Raw genomic sequence first — 15,484 nt, 5'->3', positions numbered from 1 at the left:
TTCGCTCAGTGGTCTGAGTTCGATTTAGCGGCTAAGGTCTGGAATCTTCCAGCGGCACGTATGAAGATGGGTCGCGCCCATACTATCCCCTTGACCCCGCAAGTCTTAACACTCTTGGAGCGCTTAAGGCCATTCACGGGCGATAAGCCTTATCTATTTTGGAATGCAGGCATAGGCAAGCCCTTCTCTGAAAATGCCATGTTGCAAGTCCTTTACCGCTTAGGGCTAAAGGGAAAACTCACCATTCACGGATTACGGGCTACGGGTTCAACCGTATTGAATGAGGCGGGTTTTAGGTCGGACATTATCGAAACCGCTTTAGCACATAAGGAAGAGAACGCCATTCGAGCCGCCTATAACCATGCGCAATATGTAGAAGAGCGTCGCAAGATGATGAACTGGTGGAGTGATTACCTAAACGGGGTAGAGCAGGGCGCGCACATTATCCCAATACACCATAAAGCGCTATAATTTCCCTTGCACGCCTAGCCCGACGGGGCGAACACCGGATCCTTTCACCGGCTGGCGTGCTTCTTCTGAAAGGGCAGCAATAGGGAAGGTGTTGCGCCATGCGTTTAACAGTTAAGGCCGCTATTAGACAGCTTCATGCTGACTTAGCAGAGGGTATAGCCAGCGTAAATAGCAACCGAAAGCGATTAATAGACCCAAATAGTCTAGCCTGTGTATTAGAAGCGACTAAAAACCTAATCACAGACAGAGTAAACGCTTACTGGCGAGGTGAACAGGAAAGAATATTAGCTACCGAAGATGTGGCGAATATAGAAGACTTAATTGCCAATTTTCGGTATTATGTAGCAAGCGCACAAAAGTTGCGCTTGATGTACTTTATGCCCATGGGTTGTAAGGTAATTCCTTTGGTTTTTCTGAGTTAGGCTTATTTTTATTCTCTATCATCTTACTCATAGTTTTTACCGTCATTTTCTCAGTCTGGTCTTTGTATATATCATATTCACCATCATAAAAAGCTTGAAGGTCAATCTCTACGTCCAGCAGTCTTAATTTTTCTAATTCAAGATAAAGCGCGAACTCTTTCTCGGCGTGTTGCAGTGCGGCATTTTTAAGGTAATCCTTGTATCCATCAAAGACAGGATAACCATTGAGCATTAACAACCTATCCAACTGCCGATGGAGTTGCCGCATAGTCATGCTTTCTCCTCGCAGTGCTGTAGACTCGGCGTATAGCAAAAATTGCTCGGAAAGCAAATGTAGGCGATACAACTCGCTTTCAGTAAGGTAATTTTTTCCTGTTTGAGCTTCTTTCAATGTTGGCAAAATACCTTCAATTGATTGAATTCCCATGTGTTGCCCAGCATGATCAGCTCGCTCAAGAATAAGTTTAGAGGCTGTCATTTTAGTAACAGCGTGATGAAACTTATCTTGTAGCAAGGCATAGAAAGTTTTTACTTCTTGGGATGATGGCTCGTAATCAGAGGCCGCTAACTTAAAACACTCACGGACAGATGCATAAATATTTTTCTCATTAGCTCTAAGTTCACGTATTTTTGCGGCTAACTGGTTGAGCTTTTCGGGATCATCACGTAACCGTTTTTCATCAATGACATAGCCATCAGTGATATATTGTCTTAATAGCTGTGTAGCCCAAATACGAAATTTTGTGGCTTTTTGTGAATTGACTCGATAGCCGACTGAAATAATCGCGTCAAGGTTATAATGAGCTGTTTTATACTTTTTCCCATCTGAGGTAGTTATTTCCATTTTGGAAACAACTGAGCTTTCGTCTAATTCACCCTCCTCAAAGGTATTGCTCAAATGCTTTGATACAACGGACACATTAACACCAAAAATTTCTGCAAGGTTTTTCTGAGTTATCCATATCGACTCATTTGATACAATAACCTCTATATTTTTTGAGCTGTCATCATGGTAAGTCAGTAAAGCTTATTGGTTGAGGCTGTCACTCATTCATTATCCCCTGCTTTTAATCTGTTGTACTCGGCAATGATAGCAACGCCATTATCATAATAAGGCTGTTGTTTAGTGCCATTTCTCAGCTTAGTCAGCTTGCTACGTTCAATACCTGTTAGCTCAGCAAGCCTATAATCATTAATTCCAAGCTCATTCAGCTCTCTCAATATCTTCGCAAAGTCGGTTTTTTCCATTTTTATTGCTCTTGTATCTGAATACTAATTAAGCATAGCAACAAAAGTGCGAATCTGCACTGTAAATATTGCTAATAGTGCGAAATCACACTATAATTATCTTATTCAGTCACACAAGAGCATCTTTATGAACCGCAAATGGCGTTGATATTGTTCAGAACTTCATGCGCTTTTGGAATGCTACCCGCTTCACCTATGGTTCTAATGATTTTGATAACATCGGCTGGCCTCACTTCGTTCATACCCAGTGAACCAATAACAGGAAACACATCCCGCTCTAAGCGACTCAATACTCCCTTAGTGTACTTATCGCACCAGTTCAGTTTTTGAATGTTGTACCAGTCTAAAGCAATCTGCTTAAACGGTGTTTTAGCGCGTTCTTCTTCTATGGCTTCCTTCTTCTGGCGTTGCTTCTCTGTTGATGGGCATTTACCCGCATTTAACAGCACTCTAGCGGCTTGATGCTGTGATATTCGTTTCTGGATACGTGCCGATAGAGAGGGTTTTACGCTTGCCTGCATAGCTATAGTCATAGCACCAATATTTCGTAGTGCTTCCATCGGTTAAAGATTTAACCAAAAGATATAAGCCGTGCTCATCTTGCAGTTTGTAAGGTTTGTCGGTGGCTTGTGCTGCTTTTACGTCGGTATCTTTAAGAGGCATTACGGTATCTCTAGCTAGGGTTGATTAGATACCGCAAAAAATACCGCGTTTCCTACGGTATCAGATAGTTCCATTTATCAGCTTGCCAGCCTGAAACCCTATTTTATGTGCCTTGTAGTTCCACGTTTTCCCGATACGGTAAATAGACATCGTATCTCACCGCTTTCCCGCTAATCACAAAGGCGGGTTTAAGCTGAGTTAACTCTGGGGCTAAGCGCGGACGCTTTACCGTCACTCGTAATTTGGCGACTTGCCGCGCTAAACCCAGTAATTCCGCTGAGTCAATATCTTCACCGACGACTTCATGTAAGCAGCGCATTTCTTTCTGGACTAAAGCTGATTTTTGCCGCTCGGGAAACATCGGGTCGAGATAGACGACATCAGCTTGGTGTTCAGTGGTTTCAAGCCAAGAGCGAGCGTCGGTGTGCACTAAATGCATGCGGCTAATAATAGCATGTAGTTGTGAGTCGTTTGAATTTGCAGCCCGTTGTAAACCATCGGCTAATAAGGCATGCATCATTGGGGAGCGTTCTAATAAAGTCACTTGGCAGCCAAGGCTCGCTAAGACAAAAGCTTCACGGCCTAAACCTGCGGTCGCATCCACGATGTGTAAATCTTTATGTTTATTTAAGCCGACGGCTTTGGCAATATCTTGCCCTTTGCCGCCGCCAAATAACAAGCGATGCCGGGCTTTGCCCTCCACGAAGTCCACATAGACAGCGCCCACTTTAGGGTCAAGCCTGTCTTTTAGTTCTAAACGACTGACAGTTTGCACGAGTTGATAGCGATTGGACATTAATAATGCGGGGGCGGTGTTTCTTCAGCTTGTGAGGCAAGGGGTGAAACGGCGAGCGTCTTTAAGCGCTCAGAGAGGATTTGAATGTGCTGAGTGAGCTTAAAAATTTCTTTCTGCTGCAAATAAACCTGTTCACTCAAAGCCTCAAGGGTTTGCTCTTGCTCCATGAATTTGATTTCAAGTTCGGTGAGTCGGTCTTGCATAGCATTTAATTTTCTTTGGAGTGGGTCAGGGCAGACAGATAGGTCTCTCTACCCTAAAGTAACTTAACGACCTTTATTGGCTGCAATACGCATACGCAGGGCATTCAATTTAATGAAGCCTTCTGCATCTTTTTGGTTATAAGCGCCCCCATCTTCATCGAAAGTCGCTATCTTCGTATCAAATAAACTGTCATCGGACTTACGACCCGCTACGATCACATTCCCTTTGTACAGTTTCAAACGCACAATGCCATTCACATATTGCTGTGAGTGGTCAATTAGGGTTTGCAGCATTTGACGTTCAGGACTCCACCAATAGCCGTTGTAAATCATTTCGGCATATTTCGGCATAATGCTGTCTTTCATATGTGCGACCTCACGATCTAAAGTGATCGATTCAATCGCACGATGCGCTTTTAGCATAATAGTGCCGCCGGGGGTTTCATAGCAGCCCCGAGACTTCATGCCTACATAACGGTTTTCGACTAAATCCAAGCGACCAATGCCATTTTCACCCCCTAGTTTATTTAAGGTTGTGAGCATTTCGGTTGGGCTTAAGGGTTGGCCATTCAAGGCAACCGGGTCGCCTTTTTCGTAGCTCAATTCAATATAGGTGGGCTGATCAGGAGCAGACTCAGGAGATACACTCCAACGCCACATATCTTCTTCCGCTTCTGCCCAAGGCTCTTCGAGAATGCCACCTTCATAAGAAATATGCAGCAGATTTGCATCCATCGAGTAAGGCGATTTCTTCCCAGCCTTTTTGAAGTCGACGGGAATATTGTGCTTTTCGGCATAAGCCATCAAAGAGTCACGTGAACCCATATCCCATTCACGCCAAGGTGCAATCACTTTGACACCCGGTTTCAGCGCATAAGCCCCTAATTCAAAGCGTACTTGGTCATTGCCTTTACCCGTTGCGCCGTGCGAAATCGCATCCGCACCCGTTTCATTGGCAATTTCAACCAAGCGCTTCGCAATCAGTGGGCGGGCAATCGACGTGCCGAGTAAGTATTCACCTTCATAGATGGTATTAGCGCGGAACATTGGGAACACGAAATCACGCACAAACTCTTCACGTAAATCATTGATATAAATATTTTCCGGTTTAATGCCCATCGCTAAAGCTTTAGCGCGTGCGGGTTCCACTTCTTCGCCTTGGCCAATGTCAGCAGTGAAGGTAACCACTTCGCATTGATAGTTTTCTTGTAGCCATTTAACGATGATGGAGGTGTCCAAGCCGCCAGAATAGGCGAGGACAACTTTCTTGACGGATGCCATGTTGGTGTTCCCTAAAATCTTGTGAAAACGCGCATTATAGGCGGGTTGTCGGGGGATGGAAGTAAGTTTTTAATACTTTATTAAAAATACCGCTCATACAAGAAGGCTCATTAAAAAAGCATGATGTACTGTATTTGCCACTAAGTTTAGTATTGATCTCCACTGACAATTAAAAAATTAATCAGGGCAGGGGCAGCTCTATGCAAGGGTTTTAAATATACCGTTTTGATGATTCGATGTAGAGTGCTAGTTATTTTTAACGAGCTAGTCATTATCCCTCATTTAAGGGATCTGCTTCTAAGCTGTTAACCTCATTTAAGGGAGTTTCTACTGACGTAATTTCAATCATACTCTGCTCCATGGTCAAGGAAAAAGACCGATCACTTAACCTCATTATTAGGAGTTTAGATATGAAAATTCGTCATTTACTTGCTGGTGTTTTGGCTTTAAGTATTACTGCGGTTTCAGGGGTGAGCTTGGCAGATAGCCGTAGTTATACCTATGTAGATTCCCCCATTACCAATATTCCTCATCACGGTCAACCACGTGTGAATGCGAGTATTCATGTGATTGACTCCGAGGGTCTAGGTAGCCGTCCAGCCATGCGTGTGGATCGTGGTGGTCATTATTACAAGAATAAATTCGAAAAACGTTGGGGAAAGAATTGGAAGAAAAACTCACATTACAAAGTTGTTATTGTCAAATCCGGTGATAGCCTTTCTAAAATCGCAGCACGTTATGGTACTACAGTGAAGCGCTTGATGAAGCTAAATAATATTAGTGCCTATGAAGCTAATCATATTGAAATTGGTCAAATGCTTCGCGTTGCTTAAGGTATTGAGCCTCCTTCTTCTTCAAGTGGACTCGAATGTGAGCCCACTTGTTAAATGGCTTAAAGTGAATAATAACAACTAGTTACTTTAGGTGAATTCCACTGGTAATATTTAAAATAGCTCCCTCAAGAATTGATTAAGTTTTAATAAATGCTTTTTATTATAAACTACGATTATGCGAAATGAATTCTTATAAAAATGGGCTGCTTTCAATGAAAATAACAAGATTATTACAAAATTTATGTCTGTCAGTGGGGGTGCTGACCGTGCTCACAGCTTGTGGTGGAGGCAGTGATGCTTCCAATTCCGCTGCGACTAATCACCAACCTAGAGCTGATGCAGGTGCTAATCAAACGGTATTAGTCAATGCTGAAGTTAGTTTAGATGGGAGTAATAGCCAAGATCCAGACGGTGATACTTTGACTTATGCTTGGCGGATTGTCAGTAAGCCAGCCAACAGTAATAGTAGTTTGATCAACCCAACTACTATACACCCTAAAATTCTGGTGGATAAAGTCGGTGATTATGTCTTAGGTTTAATGGTTAAAGATGGTCGTTTAACGAGTGTTACCGACACAATGATCATTAAGGTTAGCGCGAATACAGTTACTAATCGTGCGCCTATTGCGCAAGCAGGTGCTGATCAAACCATTAGCTTAGGGGACGTAGTTAATCTTGATGGTTCTGCGAGTTCAGATGCTGATCATGATCCTTTAAGTTATCAGTGGACAATCACGACTAAACCCACTGATAGCAGCGTAGTTCTAAATTTTAGTAATCAAGCTAACACTAGTTTCATACCTGATAAAACCGGTAGCTATCTGGTCTCACTAGTAGTAAACGATGGTAGTTTAAGTGCGACTGACAGTCTTATGATTAAAGTAATCAAAGTGAATACAGGAGTACCTGTTGCCAGAAGTGTCGATAAATATTTGTTATTAGGTAGCATGGTAGTCTTAGACGCTAGCACTAGTTCTGATCCAGATAATGATCCGCTTACGTATAAATGGATTTTAAAAGCTGCGCCGAGTGAGAGTACTGCTAGTTTATCGTCCCTAACAGCAGTCAAACCTAGCTTTACGCCTGATAAATTAGGCGATTATCTGTTTGAATTAACCGTAGCGGATGGCTCTTTAACGAGTGAGGCTATCACTGTAAAAGTCTCTGTGCAGCCAGTGATTAATAGCTTGAGTTATCAAGTAATTGATGCTGAATACAGCAAGGCTTTAGATAAAGTGATTATGTTATCCACTAGCCCCAATCAATTACATATCTATGATGCGGCGACGCATACCGAGCAAGCCATTAGCTTACCTTTAGCTCCAACCAGTGTTTCAGTTGGACCGGATGGTTTATATGCAGCCGTCGGACATGATGCAAATGTCTCTTATGTCGATTTGAAGAATGCCAAACTACTCAAGACTTTACCAGTAGCAGCTAAAGTCTTGGATATTGTGCTAGCAGGGAATGGCTATGCTTATGCTTTCCCTAAAGAGGATCAGTGGCAGGATATTTATTCAGTGAACCTAAGTACGGGCGAAGTGATTGGCGGTTCTAGAATCACAATTTATGCAGGTACTTTAGCCAAATTGCACCCTAATGGGCTGAGCATGTATGGCGCAACTAATGGCGTAAGTCCTGACGATATTGAAAAATATGCTGTTCAAACCGGCACAGCCAGCAAACTCTATGATTCGCCTTATCATGGGGATTATCCCATGTGCGGCAATTTATGGTTCTCAGAAGAAGGTAAGCGTATTTTCACTGCTTGTGGAAATGTCTTCCGGGCGGCTGACTTAAAAGCTCAGGATATGTTATATAACGGCTCATTGGCTGAGCTAACGCATATTCAAGATTTGGTACACTCAGCAACAGCGGCTAAAGTTGCAGCGATTCCCAAATATGTGCCTTATGCCAATCTGAGTGAGTCAGTTGATACCCAAATCTTAAGCTATGATGATGCGTATTTGACGCCCAGTGCTAGTTTTCAGTTACCTTATTTCGTAGTGAATGAACAAGGTTTCATGGGACATGGTAGGTTTGTTTTTTTCAATAAGACGGCTGATCGCTTAATCGTTATTCTCAAAGCTGATGCTAGCACGGCGCTGCCGAATGACTATGGTGTTTATAGCGTCATGCGCTAACTGATTTAGGCAAGGCGACCTGTTGAAGCAGGTCGCTTGTTGGACTTAAGCCGCCTCACATAAGCGTTGGATATCATTCGCAAATGCTTCCACCGTTTCGATTCGCGTATCCCAAGCACACATAAACCGACAGCCACCCGCTCCAATAAACTGATGGAAGCGCCAGCCTTGGGCATATAAACCTTTAATAATCGGCAAAGGTAGCTCAGCAAAAACGGCATTGGCTTGCCGTGGGAACATAATGCGTAACTTAGGTAAATCTTTAATTCGTTGATAAAGTAACTCCGCCATTGCATTTGCATGCTGTGCATTCCTGAGCCACACATTATTTTCCAGTAGACCTAGCCAAGGTGCGGACAGATAACGCATTTTTGAAGCTAATTGCCCGGCTTGTTTCACTCGATAGGCAAAGTCTTCAGCTAAGTGTTTATCGAAAAACACGACAGCTTCCCCAACCGGCAGGCCATTTTTAGTACCGCCAAAGCACAAAACATCAACTCCAGCTCGCCAGGTCAATTCTGAAGGGTGCACGTTTAAAGAAGCAACTGCATTGGCAAAGCGTGCGCCATCCATCTGCACGGTCAGATGGCGGCGTTTAGCAATCGCGGCAATTGCACGAATTTCTTCAACACTATATACCGTGCCAACTTCAGTGGATTGGGTGAGTGAAACGACTTTCGGTTTAGGGAAGTGTAAATCACTACGTTTTGTGACAATTGCTTCAATAATATCGGGCGTAAGCTTGCCCTGCTCACCTTTGCCTACTAAGAGTTTGGAACCATTTGAGAAAAACTCGGGGCCACCACATTCGTCCGTTTCAATATGAGCAAGTTCGTGGCAAATCACGGAATGATAGCTTTGGCATAAAGCAGCTAAAGCTAAGGAGTTAGCAGCAGTGCCATTAAAAACAAAGAAAACTTCGCAATCGGTTTGGAATAAATCGCGCAAAGCATCACAAACTTTTTGTGTCCAGATATCTTCGCCATAAGCTAGTTCATGCCCAGATTGATTAGCTTGTTGAAAGTAATTAAATGCAGCAGGACACATCCCCGCGTAGTTATCTGAAGCGAATTGTTGCATTATTGTGAGTAGCCTGCTGTTATGTGAATTATATTTAGCTTATTGTGCCAAAGCCTGTGATTCAAGCAATTTGTAGGATCAGACAGCTCTGGACTGACCACATAGCAAGGGGTCAGACACTAATTACTTAGTTTAAAGTTCACGCCCACACTGCCTGACTTTTAAACCTTTGGGGGCGGCATAAAACTTCACAAAATTGTTTACAGCCATGTCAGAAATGCCTGTCGGATTGGGAGCTTTATCAATACAAAACTCCATGGTATCGCCTACCATTGAATATCGATATTCACCAAAGGGAGGCCCACCATCTGTTAAGTACACAGCAATGAAATCATGATGAGCAAAATCCACTTGGCTGCTAGCACGTTTCACCATCTCATCCGCTAACCCCACCTTTTTACCTGCAGGTATTTCAGCGACTAATTTTAAACGTTGCAAACTGTCAGCTTTTAAAATGGTTGCCGAACCAAAGCTGGCTACACGTTGGCTAAAACCTAAATTGTTTGAGCGCCGCGCATTACTAAAACTAATCGCTGAAAAGATTTGTACCCAATCTAATGGTGCACCTACGGTACTTAAATCAGTATCCAGCTTGATCTCTTTCAATGCGTTTTGACCGGCCGTGGTTCTATATTTAATAGTTGTTGTTTTAGTGGGCTGAGACGCTGCAGGTAATAAAACCGGTTTGGGTGTAACAGGCAATGGCAGGGTTGTATGGCTACAAGCGAAGCTGGCGGCACAAATAGGTATAAGTAGGAGATGTGTTTTTTTCATAAATTTAGCCCTATTCTTGTTAAGACTTACATCTTAGATCTGATCAATTGATTGAAAATAGCTAAGCCCATTAATTCAGCTTATTTTAATTTTTGATCTATCGTGCTCATTTTCAAGTGCTTTTCTAAGCTTGGAATGAGACAGTCACTGGCGACTAGGCTACAGTAAACTTATTAGCCGCTACTCATTAGCTTTCAAAGGAGTATTCTTGAATATAGCCTCGAATAATCGCCCACCGATTGTGACTTACACCTTAATCGGTTTATGTGTCTTAATCTTTTTTGCCTTAGATGTTACTCGCTTGCCGCAAGCCGACTGGTTAGCTTTATATATTCCTGAAAATCCTAATTTTCAGTATTGGCAGTATCTGACTAGCCTGTTTATGCATGGCAGCCTCTCGCATTTACTTTTCAATATGCTAGCGCTATGGATGTTTGGGGTTGCCTTAGAGCGCTTATGGGGATCAACACGTTTTTTATTGTTTTATCTAAGCTGTGGGATTGGTGCAGGCTTAATTTACAATGTGATTAACACCTATCAATTAGGCCAGTTGACTCAACAGCTACAGTCTCTAGGCTTAACGCCTGAAGATTTGCAGCGTTTAGTGACTCGCGGTGAATATCGAACGAATGTGGCTGGTTTAACTAAAGAAATGGTAGGTGAGTATTATTTGGCTTATAACGTTGCTACCGTAGGTGCTTCGGGCGCGATTTATGGGATTTTAGTTGCTTTCGCGTTCTGCTTTCCAAACACAAAATTATTGTTCTTATTTGTTCCAGTGCCGATTGCGGCTAAATATTTTGTGCCAGCTATCATTGGTTTAGATTTATTATCGGGGATTACTGGATTTTCAATTTTTGGGGATAATGTCGCCCACTTTGCGCATGTGGGGGGCGGGCTAGTTGGCTTTATCTTAATGCTGTTGTTTGGACGTGGTGGTACAAGACGCTTAGATGCGTATTGAAGGCTATAAAAGCTGCTTTAATCTATTAACCTCAAGCAGCTAACCTTGGATAATAGTTGTTTTGTTGAACCCAACCATTGTATGAAACCTAACGAACTCGAAGCCTATTTACATACACATATTCCACTCACCCGCGCTATGCAGGTTTCTGTGCTAAGCATGGAGCCGCAGCAATTGATTTTGCAAGCCCCCTTAGCGCCAAATATCAATCCGCACCATACCGTATTTGGTGGGAGTGTGGCGACAATGGCAACACTCGCGGCTTGGTGTTTGCTGCATACGCGCTTAGCAGCGGAAGGTTTAGCGAATAGTTTGGTAGTGCGTCGCAGTACGTTGGATTATGACAAGCCAATTGCTGGAGATTTTCAGGCTATTGCAACCTTAGAAGCGTTTGAGCAATGGGAGCAAGCAATGCAGATGTTTAAGCAGCGTGGTAAAGCTAAAATAGCGGTTTTATCTGTATTAGAATATCAGCAACAAATAACAGGCAGGTTTCGCGGCGAATTTGTCGCCTTGAAGGCTTGATTTTAGCGAATAATTGAGGAACAAGAATGGCGAGCGCGGCAGAAAAATTAGCGGAGTTGAAAAATCGCTTGCTGGAAGTCAGCGATTTAGAAGGTGCAAATGCGGTGTTAGCTTGGGATCAGTCAACCTACATGCCGGGTGGTGGGGCAAGTGCGCGTGGACGGCAGATGGCGACTTTGATGCGTTTGGCGCAAGAGAAATTTACCGATGCAGCGGTTGGGCAGTTGTTAGATGATTTGCAACCTTATGCCGCCAGTTTGCCTGATGATCATGACGATGCTGCCTTAATTCGTGCTACCCAGCGCCGTTATCAGCGCGATACGCAAGTACCACCGACCTTTATTGCTAATCTGTATGAACACGCATCGCAAACCTATCAGGTTTGGGCTGAAGCGCGTCCGGCGAATGATTTTAAACGGGTACAACCTTATTTAGAACGAACCCTCGATTTGAGTCGGCAAATGGCTGAGTTTTACACCGGCTATGAGCATATTGCTGACCCGCTGATTGGTCTGGCTGATTACGGTATGAAGGCTTCCAGCGTGCGCCAAGTGTTTGCTGAATTGCGCAGTCAATTAGTGCCTTTGGTAGAAACGATTACGGCTCAGCCGTTGGCGGATGATACTTGTTTAAAACAAAATTTTTCCGAGGATGAGCAACTGGCATTTGGACGCAAAGTGATTGAGCGCTTTGGCTATGATTTCAATAGCGGACGTCAAGACAAAACCCATCATCCGTTTATGACCAAATTGGGCAGCGGTGATGTGCGCATCACTACACGTGTTAAAGAGCATAGTTTCGCCGAAGCCTTTTTCTCAACCACTCACGAAGCAGGACATGCACTCTATGAGCAGGGCGTCAATCCCACTTATGCCGGTACGCCCTTGGACGGTGGTACGAGTAATGGCGTGCACGAATCGCAATCACGTACTTGGGAAAATCTAGTCTCGCGCAGTCGCGGTTTTTGGGAGCATTATTACCCCGAATTGCAGCATGCCTTTCCTGCGCAATTTAAGTCGGTGTCTTTAGATAGCTTCTACCGTGCGATTAATAAAGTACAGCGCTCGTTAATTCGCACCGAAGCGGATGAGGTCACTTACAATTTGCATGTGATGATTCGCTTTGAATTAGAACTACAAATGCTGGAAGGCCAATTAGCCGTAAAAGATTTACCAGAAGCTTGGCATGCAGCTTATCAAGCAGATCTAGGTATTCGTGCACCGAATGACATCAATGGCTGTATGCAAGATGTGCATTGGTATGGTGGACATATTGGCGGCGTGTTTCAAGCCTATACTTTGGGCAATATCCTCTCTGCACAATTTTTTAGTGAAGCGGTGAAAGCGCAGCCTGCGATTCCGAGCGAACTTGCTCAAGGTCAATTTGCTAGTTTGCATGCTTGGTTGAAGGAGAATATCTATCAGCATGGTAGTAAATACACTGCACCTGAGTTAATCGAACGCGTCACAGGGCGCGGCTTGGATATAAACCCGTATATGCAATATTTACGCAGTAAATACGGTGAGCTTTATCAGCTCTAAGCTTGATTAAATAAAGCTGCTCTAACATTGAGCAGCTTATTGCCAAGAGCCACTAACACTGTCACAGCAATTAAATTGAGCAAATTGTTGCAACGCCGCCAACAAAGCATTCCAGAACTCATCGGGTTGCTGGAGTCTTGCTTCCGTCCAAACTTGATTGATGACTAATCTGCGTTCTTTACGTTCGGCCTTGCAGTCTAAGCGGGCTACTAGTTCGTCTTGCCATAAAATGGGTAATACAAAATAGCCATATTTGCGTTTAGCTTCTGGAACATAGCATTCAATTTGGTAGTCAAATTCAAAAAGTTTGCGTAAGCGCTCGCGTTGAATGACGAGGTTATCAAACGGTGAAAGAATCTTCAGGCTAGTTGTAGCGGGTTGGTTCAAGCCCTGTAGGTTTTCAGGAGTGCTGAGCCAAGTTTGTTGGTTAAGTTTAAGTTCAATGAGTTGTCCTTCGGCTAATAAGCGTTTAATAGCTTGTTTAATGACTGGTTTGATATGTTTAATTAAATGCCCGAAATCGGTCTCTTGTGCTAAGCCTTGTACCCGTAAGTAATGCAAGATTAGATAATCGACATATTCCTGTTCACTGGGTGGGCGTGTTTCGATAGTACTAGGTAAAACTCGCTCAGTGAGATCGTAAACTTTATGAAAGTTTTTCCGATAAGGAATCATTAAATCACCTTGCATGAATAAATATTCTAAGGCACGTTTACTTGGTTTGCTCTGCCAGTCAGTTGATTTTTCAGTTTTGCCAAAGTCTTTAGCCATCAACGGTCCTTCTGCGCGAATTCGTGCGAGGACTTCATGGATTAGCTGATTATCGCGTTCATACCAATGTTCTAACTGACCATTGAGAAAAGCGTGTTTACGCCACAGGCTAAAACGATAATCGCGCATAGGTAGATAAGCAGCGGCATGTGACCAGTATTCAAAAATCAGTTTTTGTTCTAAAAGTTTATCTAGCTGCGGTGCTTTATAAGTCGGATTACGTGTCCACAGTGTATGGTGATGGGCGCGTTCTACCACCGAAATCGTATCGATCTGGACATAGCCTAGCTGTTCAATAATCTGCTGAGTATTGGTTAATGCCTTTGCTCTTGGAGAGAATATATTCAAAAGCTGGCTGCTTAAAACGAGTCGGCGAGCTTCACGAGGACTGATGCTTAGAGGCGGCATAACTGAAGTACTCAAAAAATACCGAGCAGACTACCAAATTTAGCAAGTTTTGTGCTAGTAAATAGGATTTTCGAGAAAGTTTTAGGTTTTATGGGAGCTTTCACTTTGGTTGCTAAAATCATCCTATATGGGGTTGCCACACCCACTTTCCCATTGTTTAACAACAGGTTGCGAGCTTAAGTTGGCGCGTATGGGGGGAACCCTAGATGTAATGTTGGTCATACTTTTATACAAGTAACTATAATCAATAGGATAAATATTTCAGTAAAAGTGAATTGGATTTCTAGATAAAACAATTAAATAAGCTTATGAAAAAGTAATGGATGTACTCAAGTTATGGAGGTAAATGTCATGGAGTATTTTGCTAACCGAAACGGTGAAACCACCAACTCAGGTGAAAGCATTGATCAGGCTTGGCCTATAGCCTATGCCTTATCTGGTGCTGCGGGTAAAATTCGGCCAGGTTCAACATTGAATGTTGATATTGATAAAGTTTGCCCCTACGAGCTTAAAAATGACGATATTCACGGACCACGCACACCAAGGGAAGGTTTTCAAATATGGTTATCAGGTGAGGAAAATAATAAAACCATAATAAAATTCACGGGACATGGCATTGGGTCTTTGCCAATGTATCGAGGTGAGAGCGGCAAAACGGCTTGGAGACATTTGGGTGTTCCAGATAATATATCCCCAGATCTTAATTTGTGGGAGGGCCAGCACATCATTCAACCAGAAAGGCATGCTATAGGGGGATATTTTGTAGGAACAGATGATAATATTTATCCATTAACCTTTAGTAGGTACAATAATTTTGGCTCTATAGCAGCAACTTCACAGATTTATAATAGCCAAGGCATCTATTATACAGGGCCTACTATTGCGCAGCAAATGAGTGGTAGACCACTGATTCGTCTAGACCCCGCCAGCCCAGAAGCCATGCTCCATAAAGAAACAATTAGCCCACCTAGCCTTGATCCTAATGAGTGTGAATTCCATCTTTTTGTATTTGATGGGAGGTTTCTTAATGTTCATGGCAACCACTTGATTATTGATGGCCTAAAAGTCAGTTATTCATATACTGGCGTACTTTTACAAAAAACCGCAAATCACGTAACTATCCGAAACAGTGAAATTCGTGGTGGAATTAACTTAATTGCTTGTGGCACGGCAAGTCATTGGAAAATCGAAAAAACCATACTAGATGGTCTTCTGAGTCTAGAAAAAGGGCATATAGCATATGGAGATATAAAAGCTGGTTCACAACCTGCTGATTTGAATAAAGTAACTTGTATCAATCCTTCGACGGTCATGCACCAGAGGAGTTGAAGAGCCACTAAAGCGGTAGTAACTTAAGCGA

At 43.1% G+C, this 15,484-nt stretch carries 17 protein-coding genes; 7 read left to right on the top strand and 10 right to left on the bottom strand.

Annotation, left to right across the window (positions count from 1 at the left end):
* Positions 1 to 471 (top strand): site-specific integrase (locus Q0307_RS08760; RefSeq protein ID WP_298659554.1); only part of this gene is annotated, 471 nt, incomplete at its 5' end.
* Positions 472 to 846: 375 nt separating this feature from the next.
* On the opposite strand, the gene rhuM is transcribed toward Q0307_RS08760, so the two are convergent.
* The 7 genes from rhuM to Q0307_RS08725 form a co-directional block, all read right to left on the bottom strand.
* Positions 847 to 1,812 carry a RhuM family protein gene (gene rhuM, locus Q0307_RS08755; protein WP_298659552.1) on the bottom strand — a complete coding sequence of 322 codons (966 nt, stop codon included), beginning with the start codon at positions 1,810 to 1,812 and terminating at the stop codon, positions 847 to 849.
* A 128-nt stretch (positions 1,813 to 1,940) separates the two neighbouring features.
* Complete coding sequence (locus Q0307_RS08750) at positions 1,941 to 2,141, bottom strand: helix-turn-helix domain-containing protein (protein ID WP_298659550.1); 201 nt, start codon at positions 2,139 to 2,141, stop codon at positions 1,941 to 1,943.
* A gap of 125 nt (positions 2,142 to 2,266) precedes the next feature.
* Positions 2,267 to 2,590, bottom strand: a complete 324-nt coding sequence (locus Q0307_RS08745) for a hypothetical protein (protein WP_298659547.1) — start codon at positions 2,588 to 2,590, stop codon at positions 2,267 to 2,269.
* Position 2,591: 1 nt separating this feature from the next.
* Positions 2,592 to 2,804 carry an Arm DNA-binding domain-containing protein gene (locus Q0307_RS08740; RefSeq protein WP_298659545.1) on the bottom strand — a complete coding sequence of 71 codons (213 nt, stop codon included), beginning with the start codon at positions 2,802 to 2,804 and terminating at the stop codon, positions 2,592 to 2,594.
* Between the two features lie 103 nt (positions 2,805 to 2,907).
* A complete protein-coding gene (locus tag Q0307_RS08735) occupies positions 2,908 to 3,600 on the bottom strand; it encodes a class I SAM-dependent methyltransferase (protein ID WP_298659543.1) in 693 nt (230 codons plus the stop codon).
* Positions 3,600 to 3,803, bottom strand: coding sequence for a SlyX family protein (locus Q0307_RS08730; protein ID WP_298659541.1), 204 nt, complete (start codon positions 3,801 to 3,803; stop codon positions 3,600 to 3,602). The genes Q0307_RS08735 and Q0307_RS08730 overlap by 1 nt, the downstream gene beginning before the upstream one ends.
* A 63-nt stretch (positions 3,804 to 3,866) precedes the next feature.
* The gene (locus tag Q0307_RS08725) at positions 3,867 to 5,084 is read right to left on the bottom strand and encodes an argininosuccinate synthase (RefSeq protein ID WP_298659539.1); all 1,218 of its coding nucleotides are present in this window, start codon (positions 5,082 to 5,084) and stop codon (positions 3,867 to 3,869) included.
* 410 nt (positions 5,085 to 5,494) lie between these two features.
* Between Q0307_RS08725 and Q0307_RS08720 the strand changes: the two genes are divergently transcribed.
* Both Q0307_RS08720 and Q0307_RS08715 read left to right on the top strand, forming a co-directional pair.
* A complete protein-coding gene (locus tag Q0307_RS08720; RefSeq protein ID WP_298659537.1) occupies positions 5,495 to 5,917 on the top strand; it encodes a LysM peptidoglycan-binding domain-containing protein in 423 nt (140 codons plus the stop codon).
* Between the two features lie 212 nt (positions 5,918 to 6,129).
* Entirely contained in the window at positions 6,130 to 8,061 is a 1,932-nt protein-coding gene (locus tag Q0307_RS08715; protein WP_298659535.1) for a PKD domain-containing protein, read from the top strand.
* A 45-nt stretch (positions 8,062 to 8,106) separates the two neighbouring features.
* Here the strand turns inward: Q0307_RS08715 and Q0307_RS08710 are convergent, their stop codons facing one another.
* A complete protein-coding gene (locus Q0307_RS08710; RefSeq protein WP_298659532.1) occupies positions 8,107 to 9,141 on the bottom strand; it encodes a low specificity L-threonine aldolase in 1,035 nt (344 codons plus the stop codon).
* A gap of 132 nt (positions 9,142 to 9,273) precedes the next feature.
* A complete protein-coding gene (locus Q0307_RS08705) occupies positions 9,274 to 9,915 on the bottom strand; it encodes a hypothetical protein (RefSeq protein ID WP_298659530.1) in 642 nt (213 codons plus the stop codon).
* A gap of 208 nt (positions 9,916 to 10,123) precedes the next feature.
* On the opposite strand from Q0307_RS08705, the gene Q0307_RS08700 reads away from it, so the two are divergent.
* The 3 genes from Q0307_RS08700 (at position 10,124) to Q0307_RS08690 (ending at position 12,945) form a co-directional block, all read left to right on the top strand.
* The gene (locus Q0307_RS08700; RefSeq protein ID WP_298659528.1) at positions 10,124 to 10,879 is read left to right on the top strand and encodes a rhomboid family intramembrane serine protease; all 756 of its coding nucleotides are present in this window, start codon (positions 10,124 to 10,126) and stop codon (positions 10,877 to 10,879) included.
* A gap of 81 nt (positions 10,880 to 10,960) precedes the next feature.
* Entirely contained in the window at positions 10,961 to 11,404 is a 444-nt protein-coding gene (locus Q0307_RS08695) for a YiiD C-terminal domain-containing protein (RefSeq protein WP_298659526.1), read from the top strand.
* A 26-nt stretch (positions 11,405 to 11,430) separates the two neighbouring features.
* The gene (locus Q0307_RS08690) at positions 11,431 to 12,945 is read left to right on the top strand and encodes a carboxypeptidase M32 (RefSeq protein ID WP_298659524.1); all 1,515 of its coding nucleotides are present in this window, start codon (positions 11,431 to 11,433) and stop codon (positions 12,943 to 12,945) included.
* 36 nt (positions 12,946 to 12,981) lie between these two features.
* Here Q0307_RS08690 and Q0307_RS08685 read toward each other — a convergent pair whose 3' ends face one another.
* Positions 12,982 to 14,064, bottom strand: a complete 1,083-nt coding sequence (locus tag Q0307_RS08685) for a crosslink repair DNA glycosylase YcaQ family protein (protein ID WP_298659522.1) — start codon at positions 14,062 to 14,064, stop codon at positions 12,982 to 12,984.
* A 411-nt stretch (positions 14,065 to 14,475) separates the two neighbouring features.
* Between Q0307_RS08685 and Q0307_RS08680 the strand changes: the two genes are divergently transcribed.
* Complete coding sequence (locus tag Q0307_RS08680) at positions 14,476 to 15,453, top strand: hypothetical protein (RefSeq protein WP_298659520.1); 978 nt, start codon at positions 14,476 to 14,478, stop codon at positions 15,451 to 15,453.
* The last annotated feature ends 31 nt before the right edge of the window (positions 15,454 to 15,484 follow it).

Origin of the sequence: uncultured Thiothrix sp. (assembly GCF_937873765.1) — a bacterium.
Classification (GTDB): domain Bacteria; phylum Pseudomonadota; class Gammaproteobacteria; order Thiotrichales; family Thiotrichaceae; genus Thiolinea.
This window is presented reverse-complemented; position numbering and strand designations above follow the sequence as displayed.

Excerpts from the sequence above, each read along its gene's own strand:
- Q0307_RS08750 (WP_298659550.1), bottom strand. The coding sequence starts at position 2,141 with ATGGAAAAAACCGACTTTGCGAAGATATTGAGAGAGCTGAATGAGCTT.
- Q0307_RS08740 (WP_298659545.1), bottom strand. The coding sequence starts at position 2,804 with ATGCCTCTTAAAGATACCGACGTAAAAGCAGCACAAGCCACCGACAAA.
- Q0307_RS08735 (WP_298659543.1), bottom strand. The coding sequence starts at position 3,600 with ATGTCCAATCGCTATCAACTCGTGCAAACTGTCAGTCGTTTAGAACTA.
- Q0307_RS08730 (WP_298659541.1), bottom strand. The coding sequence starts at position 3,803 with ATGCAAGACCGACTCACCGAACTTGAAATCAAATTCATGGAGCAAGAG.
- Q0307_RS08725 (WP_298659539.1), bottom strand. The coding sequence starts at position 5,084 with ATGGCATCCGTCAAGAAAGTTGTCCTCGCCTATTCTGGCGGCTTGGAC.
- Q0307_RS08720 (WP_298659537.1), top strand. The coding sequence starts at position 5,495 with ATGAAAATTCGTCATTTACTTGCTGGTGTTTTGGCTTTAAGTATTACT.
- Q0307_RS08715 (WP_298659535.1), top strand. The coding sequence starts at position 6,130 with ATGAAAATAACAAGATTATTACAAAATTTATGTCTGTCAGTGGGGGTG.
- Q0307_RS08710 (WP_298659532.1), bottom strand. The coding sequence starts at position 9,141 with ATGCAACAATTCGCTTCAGATAACTACGCGGGGATGTGTCCTGCTGCA.
- Q0307_RS08705 (WP_298659530.1), bottom strand. The coding sequence starts at position 9,915 with ATGAAAAAAACACATCTCCTACTTATACCTATTTGTGCCGCCAGCTTC.
- Q0307_RS08695 (WP_298659526.1), top strand. The coding sequence starts at position 10,961 with ATGAAACCTAACGAACTCGAAGCCTATTTACATACACATATTCCACTC.
- Q0307_RS08690 (WP_298659524.1), top strand. The coding sequence starts at position 11,431 with ATGGCGAGCGCGGCAGAAAAATTAGCGGAGTTGAAAAATCGCTTGCTG.
- Q0307_RS08680 (WP_298659520.1), top strand. The coding sequence starts at position 14,476 with ATGGAGTATTTTGCTAACCGAAACGGTGAAACCACCAACTCAGGTGAA.